The 14,325-nt window shown below is 60.7% G+C and carries 18 protein-coding genes and 3 pseudogenes; 12 read left to right on the top strand and 9 right to left on the bottom strand.

The annotated features are described in order from the left end of the window. The first annotated feature begins 176 nt into the window (after positions 1 to 176). Together SO139_RS30150 and SO139_RS30145 are read left to right on the top strand one after the other, a co-directional pair. Entirely contained in the window at positions 177 to 434 is a 258-nt protein-coding gene (locus SO139_RS30150) for a hypothetical protein (RefSeq protein ID WP_449383171.1), read from the top strand. 227 nt (positions 435 to 661) lie between these two features. Further along, a complete protein-coding gene (locus tag SO139_RS30145) occupies positions 662 to 988 on the top strand; it encodes a hypothetical protein (RefSeq protein WP_449383172.1) in 327 nt (108 codons plus the stop codon). 394 nt (positions 989 to 1,382) lie between these two features. On the opposite strand, the pseudogene SO139_RS30140 reads toward SO139_RS30145, so the two are convergent. The 4 genes and pseudogenes from SO139_RS30140 to SO139_RS30125 all read right to left on the bottom strand — a co-directional run. Beyond that, a pseudogene (locus SO139_RS30140) lies at positions 1,383 to 1,505 on the bottom strand (ATP-binding protein); the annotation flags it as partial. Beyond that, a complete protein-coding gene (locus SO139_RS30135) occupies positions 1,505 to 2,479 on the bottom strand; it encodes a tripartite tricarboxylate transporter substrate binding protein (protein WP_498541084.1) in 975 nt (324 codons plus the stop codon). The pseudogene SO139_RS30140 and the gene SO139_RS30135, both read right to left, overlap by 1 nt. Before the next feature lie 95 nt (positions 2,480 to 2,574). Continuing rightward, positions 2,575 to 3,261: a LysR family transcriptional regulator substrate-binding protein gene (locus tag SO139_RS30130; protein WP_474797074.1), complete on the bottom strand. Its 687-nt coding sequence runs from the start codon at positions 3,259 to 3,261 to the stop codon at positions 2,575 to 2,577. Between the two features lie 39 nt (positions 3,262 to 3,300). Then, a pseudogene (locus SO139_RS30125) lies at positions 3,301 to 3,474 on the bottom strand (LysR family transcriptional regulator); the annotation flags it as partial. Positions 3,475 to 3,595: 121 nt separating this feature from the next. On the opposite strand from SO139_RS30125, the gene SO139_RS30120 reads away from it, so the two are divergent. The 8 genes and pseudogenes from SO139_RS30120 to SO139_RS30085 form a co-directional block, all read left to right on the top strand. Then, positions 3,596 to 4,768, top strand: a complete 1,173-nt coding sequence (locus SO139_RS30120; protein ID WP_449383174.1) for an alpha/beta hydrolase family protein — start codon at positions 3,596 to 3,598, stop codon at positions 4,766 to 4,768. A gap of 95 nt (positions 4,769 to 4,863) precedes the next feature. Next, positions 4,864 to 5,436 (top strand): DUF1097 domain-containing protein, encoded by a 573-nt coding sequence (locus SO139_RS30115; protein ID WP_449383175.1) that lies wholly within the window; start codon positions 4,864 to 4,866, stop codon positions 5,434 to 5,436. Further along, the gene (locus tag SO139_RS30110) at positions 5,433 to 6,362 is read left to right on the top strand and encodes an AEC family transporter (protein WP_449383176.1); all 930 of its coding nucleotides are present in this window, start codon (positions 5,433 to 5,435) and stop codon (positions 6,360 to 6,362) included. Before SO139_RS30115 ends, SO139_RS30110 begins: the two co-directional genes overlap by 4 nt. A gap of 81 nt (positions 6,363 to 6,443) precedes the next feature. After that, entirely contained in the window at positions 6,444 to 6,959 is a 516-nt protein-coding gene (locus tag SO139_RS30105; protein ID WP_449383177.1) for a YqhA family protein, read from the top strand. Positions 6,960 to 6,973: 14 nt separating this feature from the next. After that, complete coding sequence (locus SO139_RS30100; RefSeq protein ID WP_498541083.1) at positions 6,974 to 7,183, top strand: hypothetical protein; 210 nt, start codon at positions 6,974 to 6,976, stop codon at positions 7,181 to 7,183. Positions 7,184 to 7,225: 42 nt separating this feature from the next. Then, entirely contained in the window at positions 7,226 to 7,708 is a 483-nt protein-coding gene (locus SO139_RS30095) for a hypothetical protein (protein ID WP_449383178.1), read from the top strand. Positions 7,709 to 7,839: 131 nt separating this feature from the next. Next, positions 7,840 to 8,286 (top strand): hypothetical protein, encoded by a 447-nt coding sequence (locus SO139_RS30090; RefSeq protein ID WP_449383179.1) that lies wholly within the window; start codon positions 7,840 to 7,842, stop codon positions 8,284 to 8,286. A 35-nt stretch (positions 8,287 to 8,321) separates the two neighbouring features. Beyond that, positions 8,322 to 8,471: pseudogene (locus SO139_RS30085) on the top strand (SOS response-associated peptidase); the annotation flags it as partial. Positions 8,472 to 9,222: 751 nt separating this feature from the next. Here the strand turns inward: SO139_RS30085 and SO139_RS30080 are convergent. Further along, entirely contained in the window at positions 9,223 to 10,476 is a 1,254-nt protein-coding gene (locus SO139_RS30080; RefSeq protein ID WP_449383180.1) for a site-specific integrase, read from the bottom strand. 606 nt (positions 10,477 to 11,082) lie between these two features. After that, positions 11,083 to 11,385, bottom strand: a complete 303-nt coding sequence (locus SO139_RS30075) for a LysR substrate-binding domain-containing protein (RefSeq protein ID WP_449383196.1) — start codon at positions 11,383 to 11,385, stop codon at positions 11,083 to 11,085. 12 nt (positions 11,386 to 11,397) lie between these two features. On the opposite strand from SO139_RS30075, the gene SO139_RS30070 reads away from it, so the two are divergent. Further along, the gene (locus SO139_RS30070; protein ID WP_449383197.1) at positions 11,398 to 11,622 is read left to right on the top strand and encodes a hypothetical protein; all 225 of its coding nucleotides are present in this window, start codon (positions 11,398 to 11,400) and stop codon (positions 11,620 to 11,622) included. Here SO139_RS30070 and SO139_RS30065 read toward each other — a convergent pair whose 3' ends face one another. Together SO139_RS30065 and SO139_RS30060 are read right to left on the bottom strand one after the other, a co-directional pair. Continuing rightward, positions 11,623 to 12,270: an O-methyltransferase gene (locus tag SO139_RS30065; RefSeq protein ID WP_449383198.1), complete on the bottom strand. Its 648-nt coding sequence runs from the start codon at positions 12,268 to 12,270 to the stop codon at positions 11,623 to 11,625. Positions 12,271 to 12,283: 13 nt separating this feature from the next. Beyond that, the gene (locus SO139_RS30060) at positions 12,284 to 12,919 is read right to left on the bottom strand and encodes a PadR family transcriptional regulator (RefSeq protein WP_449383199.1); all 636 of its coding nucleotides are present in this window, start codon (positions 12,917 to 12,919) and stop codon (positions 12,284 to 12,286) included. 222 nt (positions 12,920 to 13,141) lie between these two features. Here SO139_RS30060 and SO139_RS30055 point away from each other — a divergent pair, with 222 nt between their 5' ends. Then, positions 13,142 to 13,825: a VOC family protein gene (locus tag SO139_RS30055; protein WP_449383200.1), complete on the top strand. Its 684-nt coding sequence runs from the start codon at positions 13,142 to 13,144 to the stop codon at positions 13,823 to 13,825. A 26-nt stretch (positions 13,826 to 13,851) separates the two neighbouring features. On the opposite strand, the gene SO139_RS30050 is transcribed toward SO139_RS30055, so the two are convergent. Then, on the bottom strand, positions 13,852 to 14,310 hold the full coding sequence (locus tag SO139_RS30050) for a MarR family winged helix-turn-helix transcriptional regulator (RefSeq protein WP_449383201.1): 459 nt from the start codon (positions 14,308 to 14,310) through the stop codon (positions 13,852 to 13,854). Positions 14,311 to 14,325: the final 15 nt, after the last annotated feature.

Here is a 14,325-nt window from a genome sequence, read left to right as displayed (position 1 = left end):
CTGGTCACGCGACGCATCGAGAGAGGTTGCCGAGGAGCTGTCGCAGCGCGTGGCCGACGAAGGGCGCGAGGTGTCCGTGGCGGTGCAGGAGTTCATCGAGCGCTTCACCGGGCGGGCGCTTGGCGTGCAGTTGTCGTTGCCGCTGCGGGCGTTCTAAGACTTGTGTCGGCCCGCTCATGAAACTCACCGCCGAACGCCCCTTCGCCACCCCCGAGGCCGCCGCACGACAACTCATCGAGATCGCCGCTGGCATTGAGCCCGTCCAAGACGGCCGAATCCATATCGAGAAGATCAACGCGCCGTTCCTCTACACACTGAAAGCCACCGGCCCGGAGTTCGGTGCGGGCATCAAGATGGCGGTCGAGCGCGGCTGGCTCGAGCTGCACGAGAGCGGCACCTATGTCCGGGTCTTGAATGCAGAGGCCGCCAACTGAGGCTGCCCCGCGCTTCATTTCTTGGTTGGCAGCTTCGCCGGGACTTGCGGCGTTGAACTGACAATCCTCACACCCTCATCGGACGAGTGACTTTTAATCGTCTCCAGAACCAGAAAGAATTTTTCCGCGAGCATTGCGGTCCTCCCCTGGCAATTGATTTTGGGAATAAAATAGCATGACTCGTGAAAAAAAGCCCTTAATTCCGAACGGGCGTGGGGCTAGGCTGAATGACCGATCGAGGCTGGGGCCGCTGTTTTGAAGGTCCGATTGAGATCGCCGACCGCAAGCTGCTGACCTTGCGCGACGCCGGCGAGTACATCGCTGCTCTGCCGCCCAAGGTGCACGATGCGCCCGAATGGCACGCCGCCGCAGCGCGCAAGCTGGTCGAGCTGGCCCGAGTATCGAGCCGATACAGGACGGTTGCAGACAATTGGCGGGCCGGCTGCAGCGACCCACTATGTCGGACTTTACATCTGCCGTCTCACACTTTCGAGAAATCGTCGTTTCTCGCCAGGGCGCGTAACCTTGGGAAGCTCCGTAATACGGTTCATTGAAATTATTGCACGGTGCGACGCTGGTCGGACTTGAGGCAGACGCCGCGTATGACCCACCGCACAATGCCTGCTGATGAGTATCGTTCGATTGCATCCGCATATAGAGAGCAAGCGGGTCAGGCCGGAATTTCCGCAAGACGAGCTTCTCGTCTGACGAACATAAGCCGGACGTTCAGCGGTCTGGCGAGCCAACTTGAAATGCTCGAGGCCGATGTGGCTGTGGTGCGAAGGACCCTGCGATCCGGAACGTGAATTGGGATGAGCGCGAAGGCATCTTGATCGCCTTGCCTCTTCCGCCCTTATTGGCGCTGGCTCAGTCAGGATGGCACCGTCAGCAGCAAACGGTGTTGCCGCTGATGCGTGGGCGCGGCTTCGGCACTCGACTAGAACAAACTCAATCAACTCGCCGTACGGCTACGCGTCCGCCATGGGCTTCGACGATTGAACGGCAGATTGTTAGTCCCATTCCAATGCCGTTGGGTTTTGTCGTGTAGAATGGTTCAAAGAGACGTGACACTATTCCAGGCGTGCGCCTATTGAATCGACGATCCGTCCCCATTTCTCGGTCTCGTTGGCAATGAACCTGGAATAGTCCTCGGGAGAGCCGGGGACGGCCTTCGCACCCACCTCGGCGAGTCGTGCCGCGAGTTTCGGATCGCCGAGGCTCCTGTTGATCGCCTGATTGAGCTCCAGGACGACCACCTCTGGGGTGCTCTTCGGCGCGTTGAGACCGTTCCATATGGCTGCTTCATAACCGGGCAGAAAGTCAGCCATGGCGGGAACCTCTGGCAGTGACGGAGAGCGCTCTGCGGCACTGACGGCCAACGCGCGCAAAGCCCCGGTCTTGATGAATCCGATCGCTCCAGGCAGGGTGGCGAAGTAGACGTGAACGCGCCCTCCGAGCAGATCGGTGATGGCTTCAGCGTCGCCACGGTACGAAATGTGCAGCATCTTGATGTCGGTCATCATCTTGAACAGCTCGGCCGCGACATGCGGCGGGCTGCCTGCTCCGCTCGACGCAAAGTTCAATCCGCCCGGATCAGCCCTTGCCCTTGCGACGAACTCGGTGACCGACTGTGCAGGGAATGCGGGATTGACACACATCACGAGCGGCGTGCTGGCGATCATCCCGATAGGGACAGTGTCACGAATGAAGTTGAATTTCAGATTTCGGTAGAGGGTTGCGTTTATTGCATTCGCTGCCGAAGCGACCAGCAGTGTGTAGCCGTCAGGTGCTGCGCGCACGACCTGTTCGGTCGCAATATTCGTCGCGGCACCGGTATGGTTCTCGACAATGAAGGGTTGGCCGAATTGCCGCGACAGCCAATGCCCGACGAGGCGCGCCACGATATCCGTGTTGCCGCCCGGCGAAAAGCCGACGATCAAATAAACGGCCCTGTTCGGATAGGAGGCCGGCGCGGCGACCACGCGGCTTGCGGATGCGGCGATGCTGGCCGCACTGAGCTGAAGGAATTTGCGGCGTCGGAGCATGATAGCTCTCCTCCGTTCCAGGAAGAGACACTGCCAACTAATGCACAATTTCCAAAAATGCAGACCAGGCCCGCGCCCGGTCCATCGACACTACCTCAATGGCGGTAGCGGCGGCAATAGTCGACCACGATGTCCATGAAGACCTTGGCTGCCGGTGACAGCGAGCGGTCGCTGAGAGAGCAAATGCAGAAGACCAGCGGATCCGACGCAAATTCCCTCACGCCCGCAGAATTGAGCGAGCCGGCCGCCAACTCCTGCTCGATCGCAAATCGCGGCAGCAGAGTGCAGTTGTTGCCAATCCCGGCGACTTCCTTGATGAGAGCCAGCGAGTTGGTGACGCAAAATGCGTTCGGTTCAAATCGATGTTTTGCGAAAACACGATCAAGCTGCTGGCGAAGACCAAAGGACGGCTCGGTCAGGACGAAGGGGAAACCACCTAGCTCATGCAGCGACAGCAACTTTCGCCCGGCAAGGGGGTGCGTGGGTGACAAAGCTGCGACCATTCTGTCGCGGAAGACTTCCAGTCTCGTGATGTTGTCGCGGGCCGGAGCATTCAAGATCATGCCGATCTCGGCAGAGCCCGCGATTAGTGCCTCTATTGCCTCGTCGGTGCTGCTCATTCTGACGTGGAAGGTCACATCCGGATATTGCACGTGAAAACGATTGAGGACCGGCGCCACAAAGCTCTCGATCGCGGTTTGGAAGCAATAGACATCAACATTTCCAGCCTGAAGATCTTGCAATGCCGCGATGTGGGACTTGACGCGCGAGAACTCGCGCATCACGCCATCGATTTTCGACAACAGGATTTCTCCGGCCGCCGTAAGTTTCATGCCCTGGGCGCGCCGGTCGAAGATCGGCGCACGAAGCTCGTGCTCGAGTTTTGCGATCTGTCGGCTGATGGCTGATGGCGAGACATGAAGCCGGTCCGATGCCGCGCGGATCGAGCGGGCCTGGGCCGTGGCGCTGAAATAGCGAAGGGCCGTGAAATCCATGTTCTGGACCTCCGATGGTGTTGCGTTTTCGGCAACAGGATGGTGCCCACATTGATATGGCGTCAACACCGGTTCGGGTCAATCGTTTAGCGGCAACTAATCCTACCCGACGGAGAACGCGATGCCCTTCATTCAAATATTGCCCGACCCCGGGATGAACTACACCTTTAACCGGCCGCTGCTTGACGGTACGTCACCGGCGCGCCTCAAGGAACTCGGCGCGATCGCGCCGCGCATCAAGGATTACGATTCCTGGTATGCGGTTTGGCTGGAAGTTGCCAAAAGGGCGGAAGCCGAGAAGCGGCATCTGGACGCCGCCTCCTACTATCACGGCGCGGAGTTCTATTTGCCCGCCGGCGACGTGCGCAACGGCCTCTACGACGACTTCGCGCGCAACTGGGCGCTCGGCATGAAAGGAGTCGCCGGTTACGAGCGCGTCGTGATCCCGTATCCCGGCGGTCATCTCCCGGGCTTTAGGCTTCAGGCAAAAGGCAAGGAACGCAGTACGCTCATCTTCACCGGTGGATACGATTCATTCGTCGAGGAGTTCTATAACTTCCTTCTGCCCCTGACCGATCTTGGAATTACCGTCATCGCCTTCGATGGACCCGGCCAGGGCGGTGCCTTGCGGCAGGGAATTTATCTGGACCACGCGTGGGAAAAGCCCGCCAAGGCGGCGATCGATTACTTCGAGCTCGATGCCGTTGATTGGCTGGGTGCCTCCTGCGGAGGTTACATGTCAATCCGGGCGGCGGCGTTCGAGCCCCGCATCAAGCACATCATCTCGATGCCCACCTCCTATTCGGGTCTCGACATGACACTGAAGCAAATGCGGCCCGGCAAGGCGCAGGATCTGATCTCGCGGTTCAACGCCGGCGATCGCAAAGGGACCGAGCAGATCGTGGCCCAGGAGCGCCTGCCGAGCTCCGTCTTCGAATGGTGTGTTGTCCAGGGGATGCACATCACCGGCACCAAGACGCCATTCGATTTCCTGACGGCTATTGCGAAGCACTCGCTCGACGGAATCTTGCACAACGTCAAGCAGGACATCCTGCTGACCGAGGGCGAGCAGGATCATCTGTTCGATGTCAGCTGGGTCCATCGGACCATGCGCGAGCTCGTCTGCGCCCGGTCCGTGACGACGCGGATATTCACGGCGCGCGAAGGTGCGGAACAGCATTGCCAGCTCGGAAACTCGGCGGCCGCGCGTCACGCCATCGTCTATTGGCTTGCCAGCTTCTACCCCGGCATGCCGGTTAGCGAGAGCACGAAGCCGACCAGCGTCGCCGCCTGATCGCGGTGCATGCCTCGAAAAGGCACATCATCACCTGAGCATTCGATCAGGGATCGTGAACTGAAGGCAGTCAAGTCCAGACAAAGGGTGATCAAATGAACCTGCCACCCCTGACAGCAGCAGCCCTTGCCGCGGCGCTCGTTGCCGCGGCTTCTGTCCTCGCTTTTTCACAGCTTCCTGCCCTGTTCGTGTGGGCCGCCTTTATCGGCTGGGCGAGTTACGACCACTCCGGGGCGACCCGGCAGGCGGCGGTACGCTCGTCATCCGCGCTCGCATTCGGCTGCATCATGGCATGGCTGGTTGCCCTCATCGTTGCGGTTCGCGGGCCGTCGGCGAATGCAACACTCTTGACGCCGGCCGTTGCCGGCATCGCCTCGTTCCTGATTGTGACTGCTTCGCGCATGCTATCGCTTTGCATCGTACCGGCGGCCTTTTACGGATTCGCCTCGACATTTGCTTGTCTCAGTCTCTCGCCCGGAGCGTTCACGGTCGATGCCCTGATCTCGCCAAGCTTGTGGAACGCCATTTTCAGCGTCCTGGTCTCGCTGCTCGCCGGCACTGGCCTCGTGATCATCCATGGCTGGCTCGCGAGCGCACTTGCCGGTCATGGCGGCTCGGTAAGGGTCAGCCTTTCCAATGCGCATGCACCAAGCCGGAACACGCCATGACCGAAACCATGACCATCCTCGCCTCGCTTGCGCCAGTGTTCCTTGTCATGGCGCTCGGCTATGCGGCTGGTCGGACAAGAGAGTTCGACAACCGCAACGTCGATTCGCTCAATGTGCTGGTCATGGATTTCGCGCTGCCGGCGGCATTGTTTACGGCGATGGCACAGGCATCGCGCCAGGCCATGATCGACCAGGCTCGGCTCGCGCTGGTGGTGCTGGCGGCGATGCTCTTCGCCTATGGCATGACATACTTTGTACAGACCCGCGTGTTCGGCGACGACCGGCGCGAGAGCGCACTGATCGCATTGACCGCATCCGGTCCCAATGTGGGATCCGCCGGTCTTCCGATCGTCGTCGCCCTGTTCAACAAATCGGCCTCGGTCTCGGTGGCCGTCACGGTGGCCGTGGCAGCCATCGTGGTCACACCGCTTACCCTTCTGCTGTTGGAGTCTGGGGCCGGCAAGAGCCGCAATGTCACGGCCGTCGTCAAAGCTGCGCTGGCCAAGCCGATCGTGATCGCGCCACTGCTCGGGCTCGCGTGGTCGCTTCTCGGCCTGTCGCCTCCGTCGCTACTCGACAGCACGCTCGCCCTGGTCGGCCAGGGGGCGTCCGGAACTGCCTTGTTTCTCACCGGTCTGGTGTTGTCCGCGCAGCCAGTTCGGCTCACGACAGATGTGGGGGTGGCAGCCATGATCAAGAACGTGCTGCAGCCGCTGATGACAGCACTGCTCGCGATTTCGCTGCTCGATAGTGCGGACGCGCGTATCGCGGTCATGTTGATGGCGGTCCCCTCCGGTGCCTTCGGCGTTCTCTTTGCGATCCGTTACAATGTTGCGTCCGTGCGGGTTGGAACAACCTTAATCGTGAGTACAATTGCCAGCATCGCCACCCTCACGACCGCAATTCTTCTGTCAGCTACCTTGTGATGGGCGTGACAGGTCAATTCTGGCAATTTGTGTCCCAGCCCAAAGGGCCTCTCGGGGTCAAACAACCGCAGGGAGTTTGTCTTGGATCGCTTGCGCCTGACGCTCGAAGCAATCATTGCAAACTCCCGCTGGTTGATTGCTCCATTTCTGCTTGGCCTGATACTTACCCTCGCGGGACTGCTCTACAACTTCGTGCTGAAATTGTTCGATTTTTTCGCGCGCGCCCGGATCGCCGATCCGTCCGAAATCATTGTTGGAAGCCTGAAGCTGGTTGACGTCGCTCTCACGGCCAATTTGATCGTGATTGTGATTTGCTCGAGCTACGAGAACTTCCAGGCACCAATTGACGTGCAGCGGCGGCCGGCTTGGCCAGCCGGCCTGGCGAACGTCGGCTTCTCGGGCCTGAAGCAGAGGCTGCTCGCATCCATTGTCGCCATCGCGGCAGTGAATGTGCTGGAATGGTTCCTGGATATCGAACACAACGCGGACAGCAGCAAGCTCGGATGGCTCATTGCGATCATGTTGGGGTTTGCGCTGACGATGCTCCTCTTGGCAGCCGCAGAGCGTATCGGAGAGAGAGAGCCGCCAAAGCACTAGATGCTGCGCCAGCGATGATCGCCGGGAAGTACGGCAACATTATCAACATCAGCTCCGGCACGGTTTGCAAAGGTGCGCCGCTGATGCTGCATTACGTCACCTCGAAAGGCGGTATCGTTCGAACTCGGCCCGTACAATATTTGAGTGAACACTTTGGCACTTGGTCAACCCCGTTCGCCCAGCATTCCCTTGATCTGCATCAAGCGATTTCGGGTGCCTCGTGAAAGCGTTCAGCAGGGTGGGAAGTCAATCAAGGAGAACAGGTCATGTCTGTGAGCTTCTTTGAGACCAAACCTCGCGCCTTCGATCCTGTGGCCGCCTCCGGGCTCACCAAAGAGGCTCAAGAAGCCGCGAACGCAGCCTTGAAGGCATTGGCCACTTGGCGAAACGAGATTGCCGACACGAACCAGAAAAATGGCGAGCGCGTCCTCGACCAGATGGCGGTGGCCGCGAAGACACTTGGGTGGCCAACGCAGATCGTTGATGCCGCCCGCACACAATTGAAAAGCGTTGCCGAAATCCAAGTTAAGACGATGGATCAAATGATGGACGTTTGGGAAGAGCAGCTCAAATTGCCGAACCCGATGACCGCGTCACCATCGGCGATGCTGTCAAAACTCACATCCTTGCCGGGTCTCACAACAGGTCCAGCTACAGCAGCGAACCCAGTCGAAGTGTGGATGAAGCTAGCGGAGCAGTGGCAACGAGCGTGGATTGCGCCCTTCGGCGCAACGGACAAGCGGCAGTAGGTAGCGTGAGGGTAGGCAAGCGCACTGCGTAGTAGCCCATTGTGTCCGGCGAGCCCTCGACCGCAATCCCTAGCACCTGAGACGAAATCACGCGACACCAATTACGGCGGCTCGGTCCGGGCGGCGGCAGAGTGGGCGGCGAAGCGCGCAAGCAAGCCGACCGGCTCGTGTGCGAGGCTTGGAATAAGCGGATGCTCGGTTTTCGAGATCCCCTCCGCCTTATGCGCGCGAACGAAGCAAGCTATAAAAAGGGGCATACGATGAAGTATCAAATCTGGTTTATGAAGCCATCGTTTCTTCGCGATGTCGTTGGTAGCTCGCCCAATCCCAATAACCTCTCGGCTACTCATGTTCACTTGAAGGATATCGAAGCCGATAGTCAGGAAAATGCATTGTCTCGCATGCGAGCGGAGAACTGGTCACCGAACGGTGAAGGTCTCGATTTGCTTCAGAGCAAAGGACTACAGCATACAACCATGACGATCGGCGACGTACTCGTGGATGAAAGCGATGCTGTCTATCTCGTCACCGGCATTGGGTTCAGTTTGCTGCCGAAACATGAGGAGCCGCGTCGATAACTATCATGAAAGGCTGAATTGAGGCCCCGAGAAATGGCATCTGGACGACGCTCAACAGAGATCGCGTCACGAAGTCCAAGCCGGTGCCGGGACCGCATCGGGGCCTACGGCTTCCTGACGACAGTGCCAAATGCAATTTTCGAGCTCATCCAGCCGAAGGCTGGATGCCCGCGATCCTAACGACCCGATGAAGATATCTGAATGCGCGAGGCGTAGGCGCTGCAACGGCCGTTGCCGGATGACGCGCTCGTTCCCGATCCGGAACGCGGTGAAGCAAAGTGGCGAGCGTTGCAGATTTACAACCCGCGCAGACCTTCGAGATATTACGCTGGTCCGTCTTATTTCATGTCTATGCCAATATAATCAGCGGGGGCGAAAAGTGTTTGATGTCTATCGCAATGATAAGCGCGAGTTGCTCGTTCTAAGCAAAGGCTCTGCGATACCGACGCTCAGTTCGAGACATGAGTGGCGGAAGAGCAGACAAAGAGTCTTCAGAGTGAGCAACGGAAATCAGGTCAGCCGTTCAGAGATACGGCTATTACGTCCGCAGCTGCGGGCCACCAAGAAGCGCACGATCTAGGTCGAGCAGCTCGGCGGCCGGTATTCTAGCACTACTTTGGCAGAATCTGTTTGCGCCAGTGTTTTTCAAGGATTTTTTTCGGCAGTATGGACACCGTTGAGACGGCGGCCGAAGGATGAGATCGACGATGGCGTGACGTACGGCGGGCATGGTTGGCTGAGGCGGAGGTCCGTTGGTTCTTTTTTTTCATCGCGCCACGCCTGCGGAATGCTGCGCTTGCCTGGCTTCGTGCCGGTTCGGCGTCCGGTGGGGCGGCCCCGACGAGGCAAGCCACCCAAGGTAGTAGCAATGCGCTCTCGCCAGTTGACGGCTTTCTTTGGCATTACCGATTCACTCGCAGAAAATTGTCAATTTTGTTACACTGCGAGCGCGACGACATTGTCGGCGGCTGGCGAAGGTTCCGACAAGAGTCCGACGCGCGCGATGTCTTCTATGGAGTACTCGGTAATGTACTTCGAGTAATGTTTTTCAATCATCGCGACGCTGGTGTTGTGCAGGGATGCCACAAGCCGGATAGGCACGTTCGCCAGCAGCATCCTGACGATCGACGAGTGGCGAAGTGCGTACATCGTCACCTCGGCGGGATCGAGTCCAATGGCCTTGACGACGCTGTCAACCTGACGATGGCAATTCTGCCCCGGAGCCTTGCCCCAAGCCAGGCCGTCGCGCTGCAGCAGCAAGGGCGCATCGCCGGCGCGGCCCTTCGCTGCTGCCCTCAGTTTGGCGGCAAGCTGCACCGTGATCGGCACGCTGTAACGCTCGCCCTTCTTCTGCGCCCGGTTTCTGCCACCGCCCTTAGCGCTTTTGGGCATCATCAATTTCGGGCGGACGGGATGATCATGCAGATCTTCGACGCGTAGGCGCACGGCTTGGCTCGGTCTCGTGCCGGTGACCGCCAGCGTGTCGATCAGTAAGCCGAATTGATGATCGAGCCCGTAGGCGGTCGCGACGAACGCACGCACCTTGTCGTCCGGGAGGATGACGTTGCGCACCTCCGTTGCATCCGGCAAACCGGCCAGCCCCACTTCCCAAGCCTGATGGTTCTTGATCCGGTCATCATGCTGCGCCGCCAGCGCGAGCGCGGCAGACACACATCGGCAGAGCCGATTGATGGTGGACAGCGCCATCTCGCCCAGCAGGCTGTCACGCCACTTCTTCATCTCCGTGGCCGTGAGCAGCGCCACCGGTTTAGATACCAGCACGCTTGTCAGATGAAGGCGCGGGTGCTCGGCGTTGTAGGGGTTGGCGCCGCGCGCCTCGAGATCGCGCTTGTAATCCTTCAGCGCCACATCGACCGTGATCGGCGCAGTGTCCAGGCTCCCGTCTTCGCCGCGCGCCAACTTCTTCGCTACGTCCTGCGCCTGATGGAATGTCAGCACGTTCTTGCCATCAGCAACCTCGTAATCGTCAGCGTCCCCGATACGCTGCGTCCAATATCCGCACCTGCCGTCCGATGCCTTCAACACCCAACTGCCGTTGCCCACGTTGCGCCGGTACATCAGCAGGATTCCGCGAGCCAGCGACGGACCGCTATACGGCCTGCGGCGGCTTGGGAGTTTGAGCCGTGCATTGCGGCTTTCGAGTGCACTGAAGCTGACCTTGCGTGCCATAATCGTGTCCCGGTGTCTCGCGAAGTGTCGCGATTGCGTGCGTGGAGCCCTATGGAGGCGTGTGAAAGCCTATTGCAGAACCCCGAGCATCCTCAATAAGTTGAGGACTCCACACGGCTCTACACAGCTTCACCGGACAATTTATTTTCCCTGCGCAGTGGTTTAACGGCTTATGTCGTGCTCTCCCCGGGGAGCGATGCACTATTGCCCCCGTCGCCTTGCAGCTCACCGATGCGAAGGGCCCGGTCAGGCCGCCCGCATCACCGCACGACTTGACGCCAGACTCCGGGCGCCAGGACCACACGATTTTGCCATACGCGGATAGCATCGTCGTACCCGCGCGATACCGTCGCTCACGGGGACTACCCGCCCTGCGATGGCTGTTCGCGCCGACGCTGCCCGCGTCCACCGCCGCTCACCCCGCATACCGTGACGATCGCGATACGCCCCTCTGCTTGGGGTGAGATGAGCCAAAGATACGATAATTCCGAATTCCGTCAATCGATATATCTTGCTCAATGCGCATTGACCCAGCGCCGGCGTGATTTGCCCGTCGGGCAGCGCTAGGACTGGTAGAGCCCACACCCACCCAATGAACATCAGCAGCTAGGCCCGCCCCAGGCTTGCCTGAAGAAATTCGATGAAGCGTTGTGTCTTCGCCGGCAACAGGCGCGTCGCCGTGATGGCATAGACCGAGATCGGCGATGCCTGCCATTTTGGCAGAACGCGGCGCAGCCGGCCGCGCGCCACGTCATCGGCGGCGATGGCCTCCGACAAGAGTGCAATGCCCTGGTCGTGGACCGCCAGGCGACAGATCATGCCGACGCTGTTGAGCGTGAAGCGGCCTTTGAGGGCGACGTCAACTTCCTTAGTCCCGGCGTGAAGCGTAAGGGACGATGCCCTCGGCATGCACAGACATTGATGACGAGCGAGCTCGCGCGGATCTTTGGGTTCGCACCACCTGACGTATGTCGTGCACAATTCGTTGCGGCGTCGGCGGCCAGCGACATGGCGCTGCGGCGGATGGAGCGCGGCGGCGTCACGCTGACCGGCACCAATCAACTCGTGGCCGAGCTCGTCGGCAACTGGACCACGCCGGAAGGCAGCCAGGTGGTCCAGGTCGTCATGCAGACCTCGCAGGCCTGACTACTGCACCTTGAGCGACAACTCGGTTCCGCCCTTGAGCGGCAGCGTCATCGAGACGAAACCGTGTTTGGGATCGCGGATGAACTCGAGGAAGTCGGGTTCGGCATTGTCGTTCATGACGTAACCGCCGACGCGAAGCTGCGGCGCGACGATCTCGATCACTTGCCGCGCCAGCGAAGGCCCCTCCTCGCCCGGCCAGCCGTCGATCAGGATGAAGTCGACGGGACCGCCGAGATCGCGCAGCGTCTTGCGCGCATCGCCTTCGCGGATCTCGGCGTAGGCGGCAAGGCCTGCCTCGTCGAGATTGCGCCGGGCGGTTGCGACCTTGGCCGGCACGATCTCCGAGCCGATCACGGTGCCGCCGCCATTTTCGCGCATGGCGGCCGCGAAATACAGCGTCGACATGCCGACGGAGGTCGCGAACTCGGCAACGCGCGTCGCGCGCATGCCCCGGCACAACAGGTAGATCAGCTCGCCCTGCTCGGGATGAATCGAAAAACCCTGCTCGGCATAGGCATGCGGATCGCGGCTACCGAATCCGCCGCGCGGTCCGCCGCCCGGTGGACGGCGGCGCGCGGCCTGCATGCGGTCGATCACGGCGTTGATGCGCGCATCCTGGATCGGGCTGTGCGGCTGCTCTTGCGACATGATCATATCCCATTCAGCTCCGCAGAATTTCGGCAGCCGCGCGGTCGAGGATCTTCGCGATCCGCCGCGCTTCTTCCGCATCGCAGCCGTGCTTGGCGCGCAGCGCGCGCTTGAGGCCATGGCGGGCGCGTTGCAGCTCGTCGGAGGCATCGCCATCGAGATCGCTGACGCCTGCAAAGGCCTCGCGCACTTCGTCCATGCGACGTCCGATCCGCGACAGCGCCTGAAGGATCGCATCCGCGGTAGCGCGATGCTCGGCGAGATGGGCCTGCCCCTGCGCGGTGATGCTGTAGCGCTTGCGGCCGGCGTCCTGCTCGACGCTGGCGTGCCCGACCTCTTCGAGATAGGTCAGCGCCGGATAGATCACGCCGGGGCTCGGGCTGTAAAAGCCATCCGAGCGCTCCTCGATGGTCTTGATCAGCTCATAGCCGTGCGCCGGCTGGTCGGCGAGCAATGCGAGAATGACGAGCTGCAGGTCCTGCGACGAAAGCCGCCGCGCGCCCGGAAAGTCGGCGCCACCGCCGCGGCCGAAGAAGCCATGGCCACCGCGGCCGAAGCGATGCCGTCCGCCATGCCGGCCCATCGCGAATGCGAAACGGAATTCCCGGTCGTCTCTGTCGTGTCGATTGTGGTGCTTGTCTCGAAACATATCTTAAGTCTCCTCTGTTGGATATATCGTAAGATATGTTTTGAGATTAAAACCGCAAGGCACAACTCCGTGATCGGCCGTCAGCGGCTTTGCCGAAGGGCTGGGCGCCCGCGCACGTCACGCGCCCGGATCCGCGCAGGTCAGGCGCCCTGATCGCTGACGCCGTCACATTTAGCGCGCAAGATGCGCGGGCCTGGCTTCACGACATCAAGGGAGGAACCCATGGCCACCGCGGACAACAGCAAGGCTGCCGGCACCTCGAAACTGCGCAGCGTCGATTTCAAGCTCGAGATCGTCGTCGTGCCGGTATCCGATGTCGATCGCGCCAAGGCGTTTTACACAACACTTGGCTGGCGGCTCGATGCCGACTTCGCCTCCGGCGACGACTGGCGCGTCATCCAGTTCACCCCGCCCGGTTCGAACGCCTCGGTCATCTTCGGCAGGAACGTCACGCCGGCCAAGCCTGGCTCTGCACAGGGCCTGTACCTGATTGTCTCCGACATCGAGGCCGCGCGCGACGCGCTCGCTGCCGCTGGCATCGAGGTCGGCGAGGTCTTTCACGGCAGCGGCGATACGCATGCCGGTCCGGACGAACCCTACCTCTTTGGTTCGCGGCGCGTCAGCGGCCCTGATCCGGAACGCGGCAGCTATCGCTCCTTCGCCTCGTTCCGCGATCCCGACGGCAATGGCTGGCTGCTCCAGGAGATCACGACACGCCTGCCCGGACGCGTCGAGGCCGACACGACTTTCAATTCGACAACCGAGCTCGCCAGCGCACTGCGGCGCGCGGCCACGGCCCACGGTGAGCACGAGAAGCGGACTGGCGGCAAGCACGATGAGAACTGGCCGGACTGGTACGCCGACTACATCGTGAGAGAGCAGGCCGGCCAGCCGCTGCCGGATTGACCGAAGCCGGCGCGGGAATTTGCGGCTTAGCCGTCGCCCTGCGTCGCGCGGAGCAAATTGTCGCGCAGCCGGCTCACGGTCTTCTGCACGACCGGGAATTCGTCGCCGAGCCCGGTGGCTGTAACCAAGGACTCACCGAGATCCTTGTCGAGCAGCTTTCTGCCTGAGGGTGTCAGGCTCACCCTGACCTGCCGTTCATCTGCGGGATCGCGGTGGCGGCGGATGTAGCCCGTCTGCTCCAGCTTCTTCAGGATCGGCGTCAGCGTGTTGGATTCCAGAAACAGCTTTTCGCCGAGCACGCTGACGGTCTGCTCGTCCTCCTCGGAGAGCGCCACCATGGCGATGTATTGGGTGTAGGTGAGCCCGACCGCGTCCAGGATGGGCTTATACGCGCGGCCAAAGGCGAGATTGGCTGAATAGATTGCAAAGCACAGGAAATTTGAGAGCTTTCGGCCATTTGGCGATGGTTTGGGCGAACGGGTCACGGGAACCTCCGGAAG

The sequence above is a fragment of the Bradyrhizobium sp. UFLA05-89 genome (assembly GCF_059803475.1).
This window is presented reverse-complemented; position numbering and strand designations above follow the sequence as displayed.

What these genes read in the sequence shown, in the direction of transcription:
- SO139_RS30135 (WP_498541084.1), bottom strand. Translation starts at nt 2,479, where the DNA reads ATGCTCCGACGCCGCAAATTCCTTCAGCTCAGTGCGGCCAGCATCGCC.
- SO139_RS30100 (WP_498541083.1), top strand. Translation starts at nt 6,974, where the DNA reads ATGATCGCCGGGAAGTACGGCAACATTATCAACATCAGCTCCGGCACG.
- SO139_RS30145 (WP_449383172.1), top strand. Translation starts at nt 662, where the DNA reads ATGACCGATCGAGGCTGGGGCCGCTGTTTTGAAGGTCCGATTGAGATC.
- SO139_RS30150 (WP_449383171.1), top strand. Translation starts at nt 177, where the DNA reads ATGAAACTCACCGCCGAACGCCCCTTCGCCACCCCCGAGGCCGCCGCA.
- SO139_RS30060 (WP_449383199.1), bottom strand. Translation starts at nt 12,919, where the DNA reads ATGTTTCGAGACAAGCACCACAATCGACACGACAGAGACGACCGGGAA.
- SO139_RS30120 (WP_449383174.1), top strand. Translation starts at nt 3,596, where the DNA reads ATGCCCTTCATTCAAATATTGCCCGACCCCGGGATGAACTACACCTTT.
- SO139_RS30110 (WP_449383176.1), top strand. Translation starts at nt 5,433, where the DNA reads ATGACCGAAACCATGACCATCCTCGCCTCGCTTGCGCCAGTGTTCCTT.
- SO139_RS30075 (WP_449383196.1), bottom strand. Translation starts at nt 11,385, where the DNA reads ATGCCGAGGGCATCGTCCCTTACGCTTCACGCCGGGACTAAGGAAGTT.
- SO139_RS30115 (WP_449383175.1), top strand. Translation starts at nt 4,864, where the DNA reads ATGAACCTGCCACCCCTGACAGCAGCAGCCCTTGCCGCGGCGCTCGTT.
- SO139_RS30095 (WP_449383178.1), top strand. Translation starts at nt 7,226, where the DNA reads ATGTCTGTGAGCTTCTTTGAGACCAAACCTCGCGCCTTCGATCCTGTG.
- SO139_RS30080 (WP_449383180.1), bottom strand. Translation starts at nt 10,476, where the DNA reads ATGGCACGCAAGGTCAGCTTCAGTGCACTCGAAAGCCGCAATGCACGG.
- SO139_RS30070 (WP_449383197.1), top strand. Translation starts at nt 11,398, where the DNA reads ATGACGAGCGAGCTCGCGCGGATCTTTGGGTTCGCACCACCTGACGTA.
- SO139_RS30130 (WP_474797074.1), bottom strand. Translation starts at nt 3,261, where the DNA reads ATGCGCGAGTTCTCGCGCGTCAAGTCCCACATCGCGGCATTGCAAGAT.
- SO139_RS30065 (WP_449383198.1), bottom strand. Translation starts at nt 12,270, where the DNA reads ATGTCGCAAGAGCAGCCGCACAGCCCGATCCAGGATGCGCGCATCAAC.
- SO139_RS30055 (WP_449383200.1), top strand. Translation starts at nt 13,142, where the DNA reads ATGGCCACCGCGGACAACAGCAAGGCTGCCGGCACCTCGAAACTGCGC.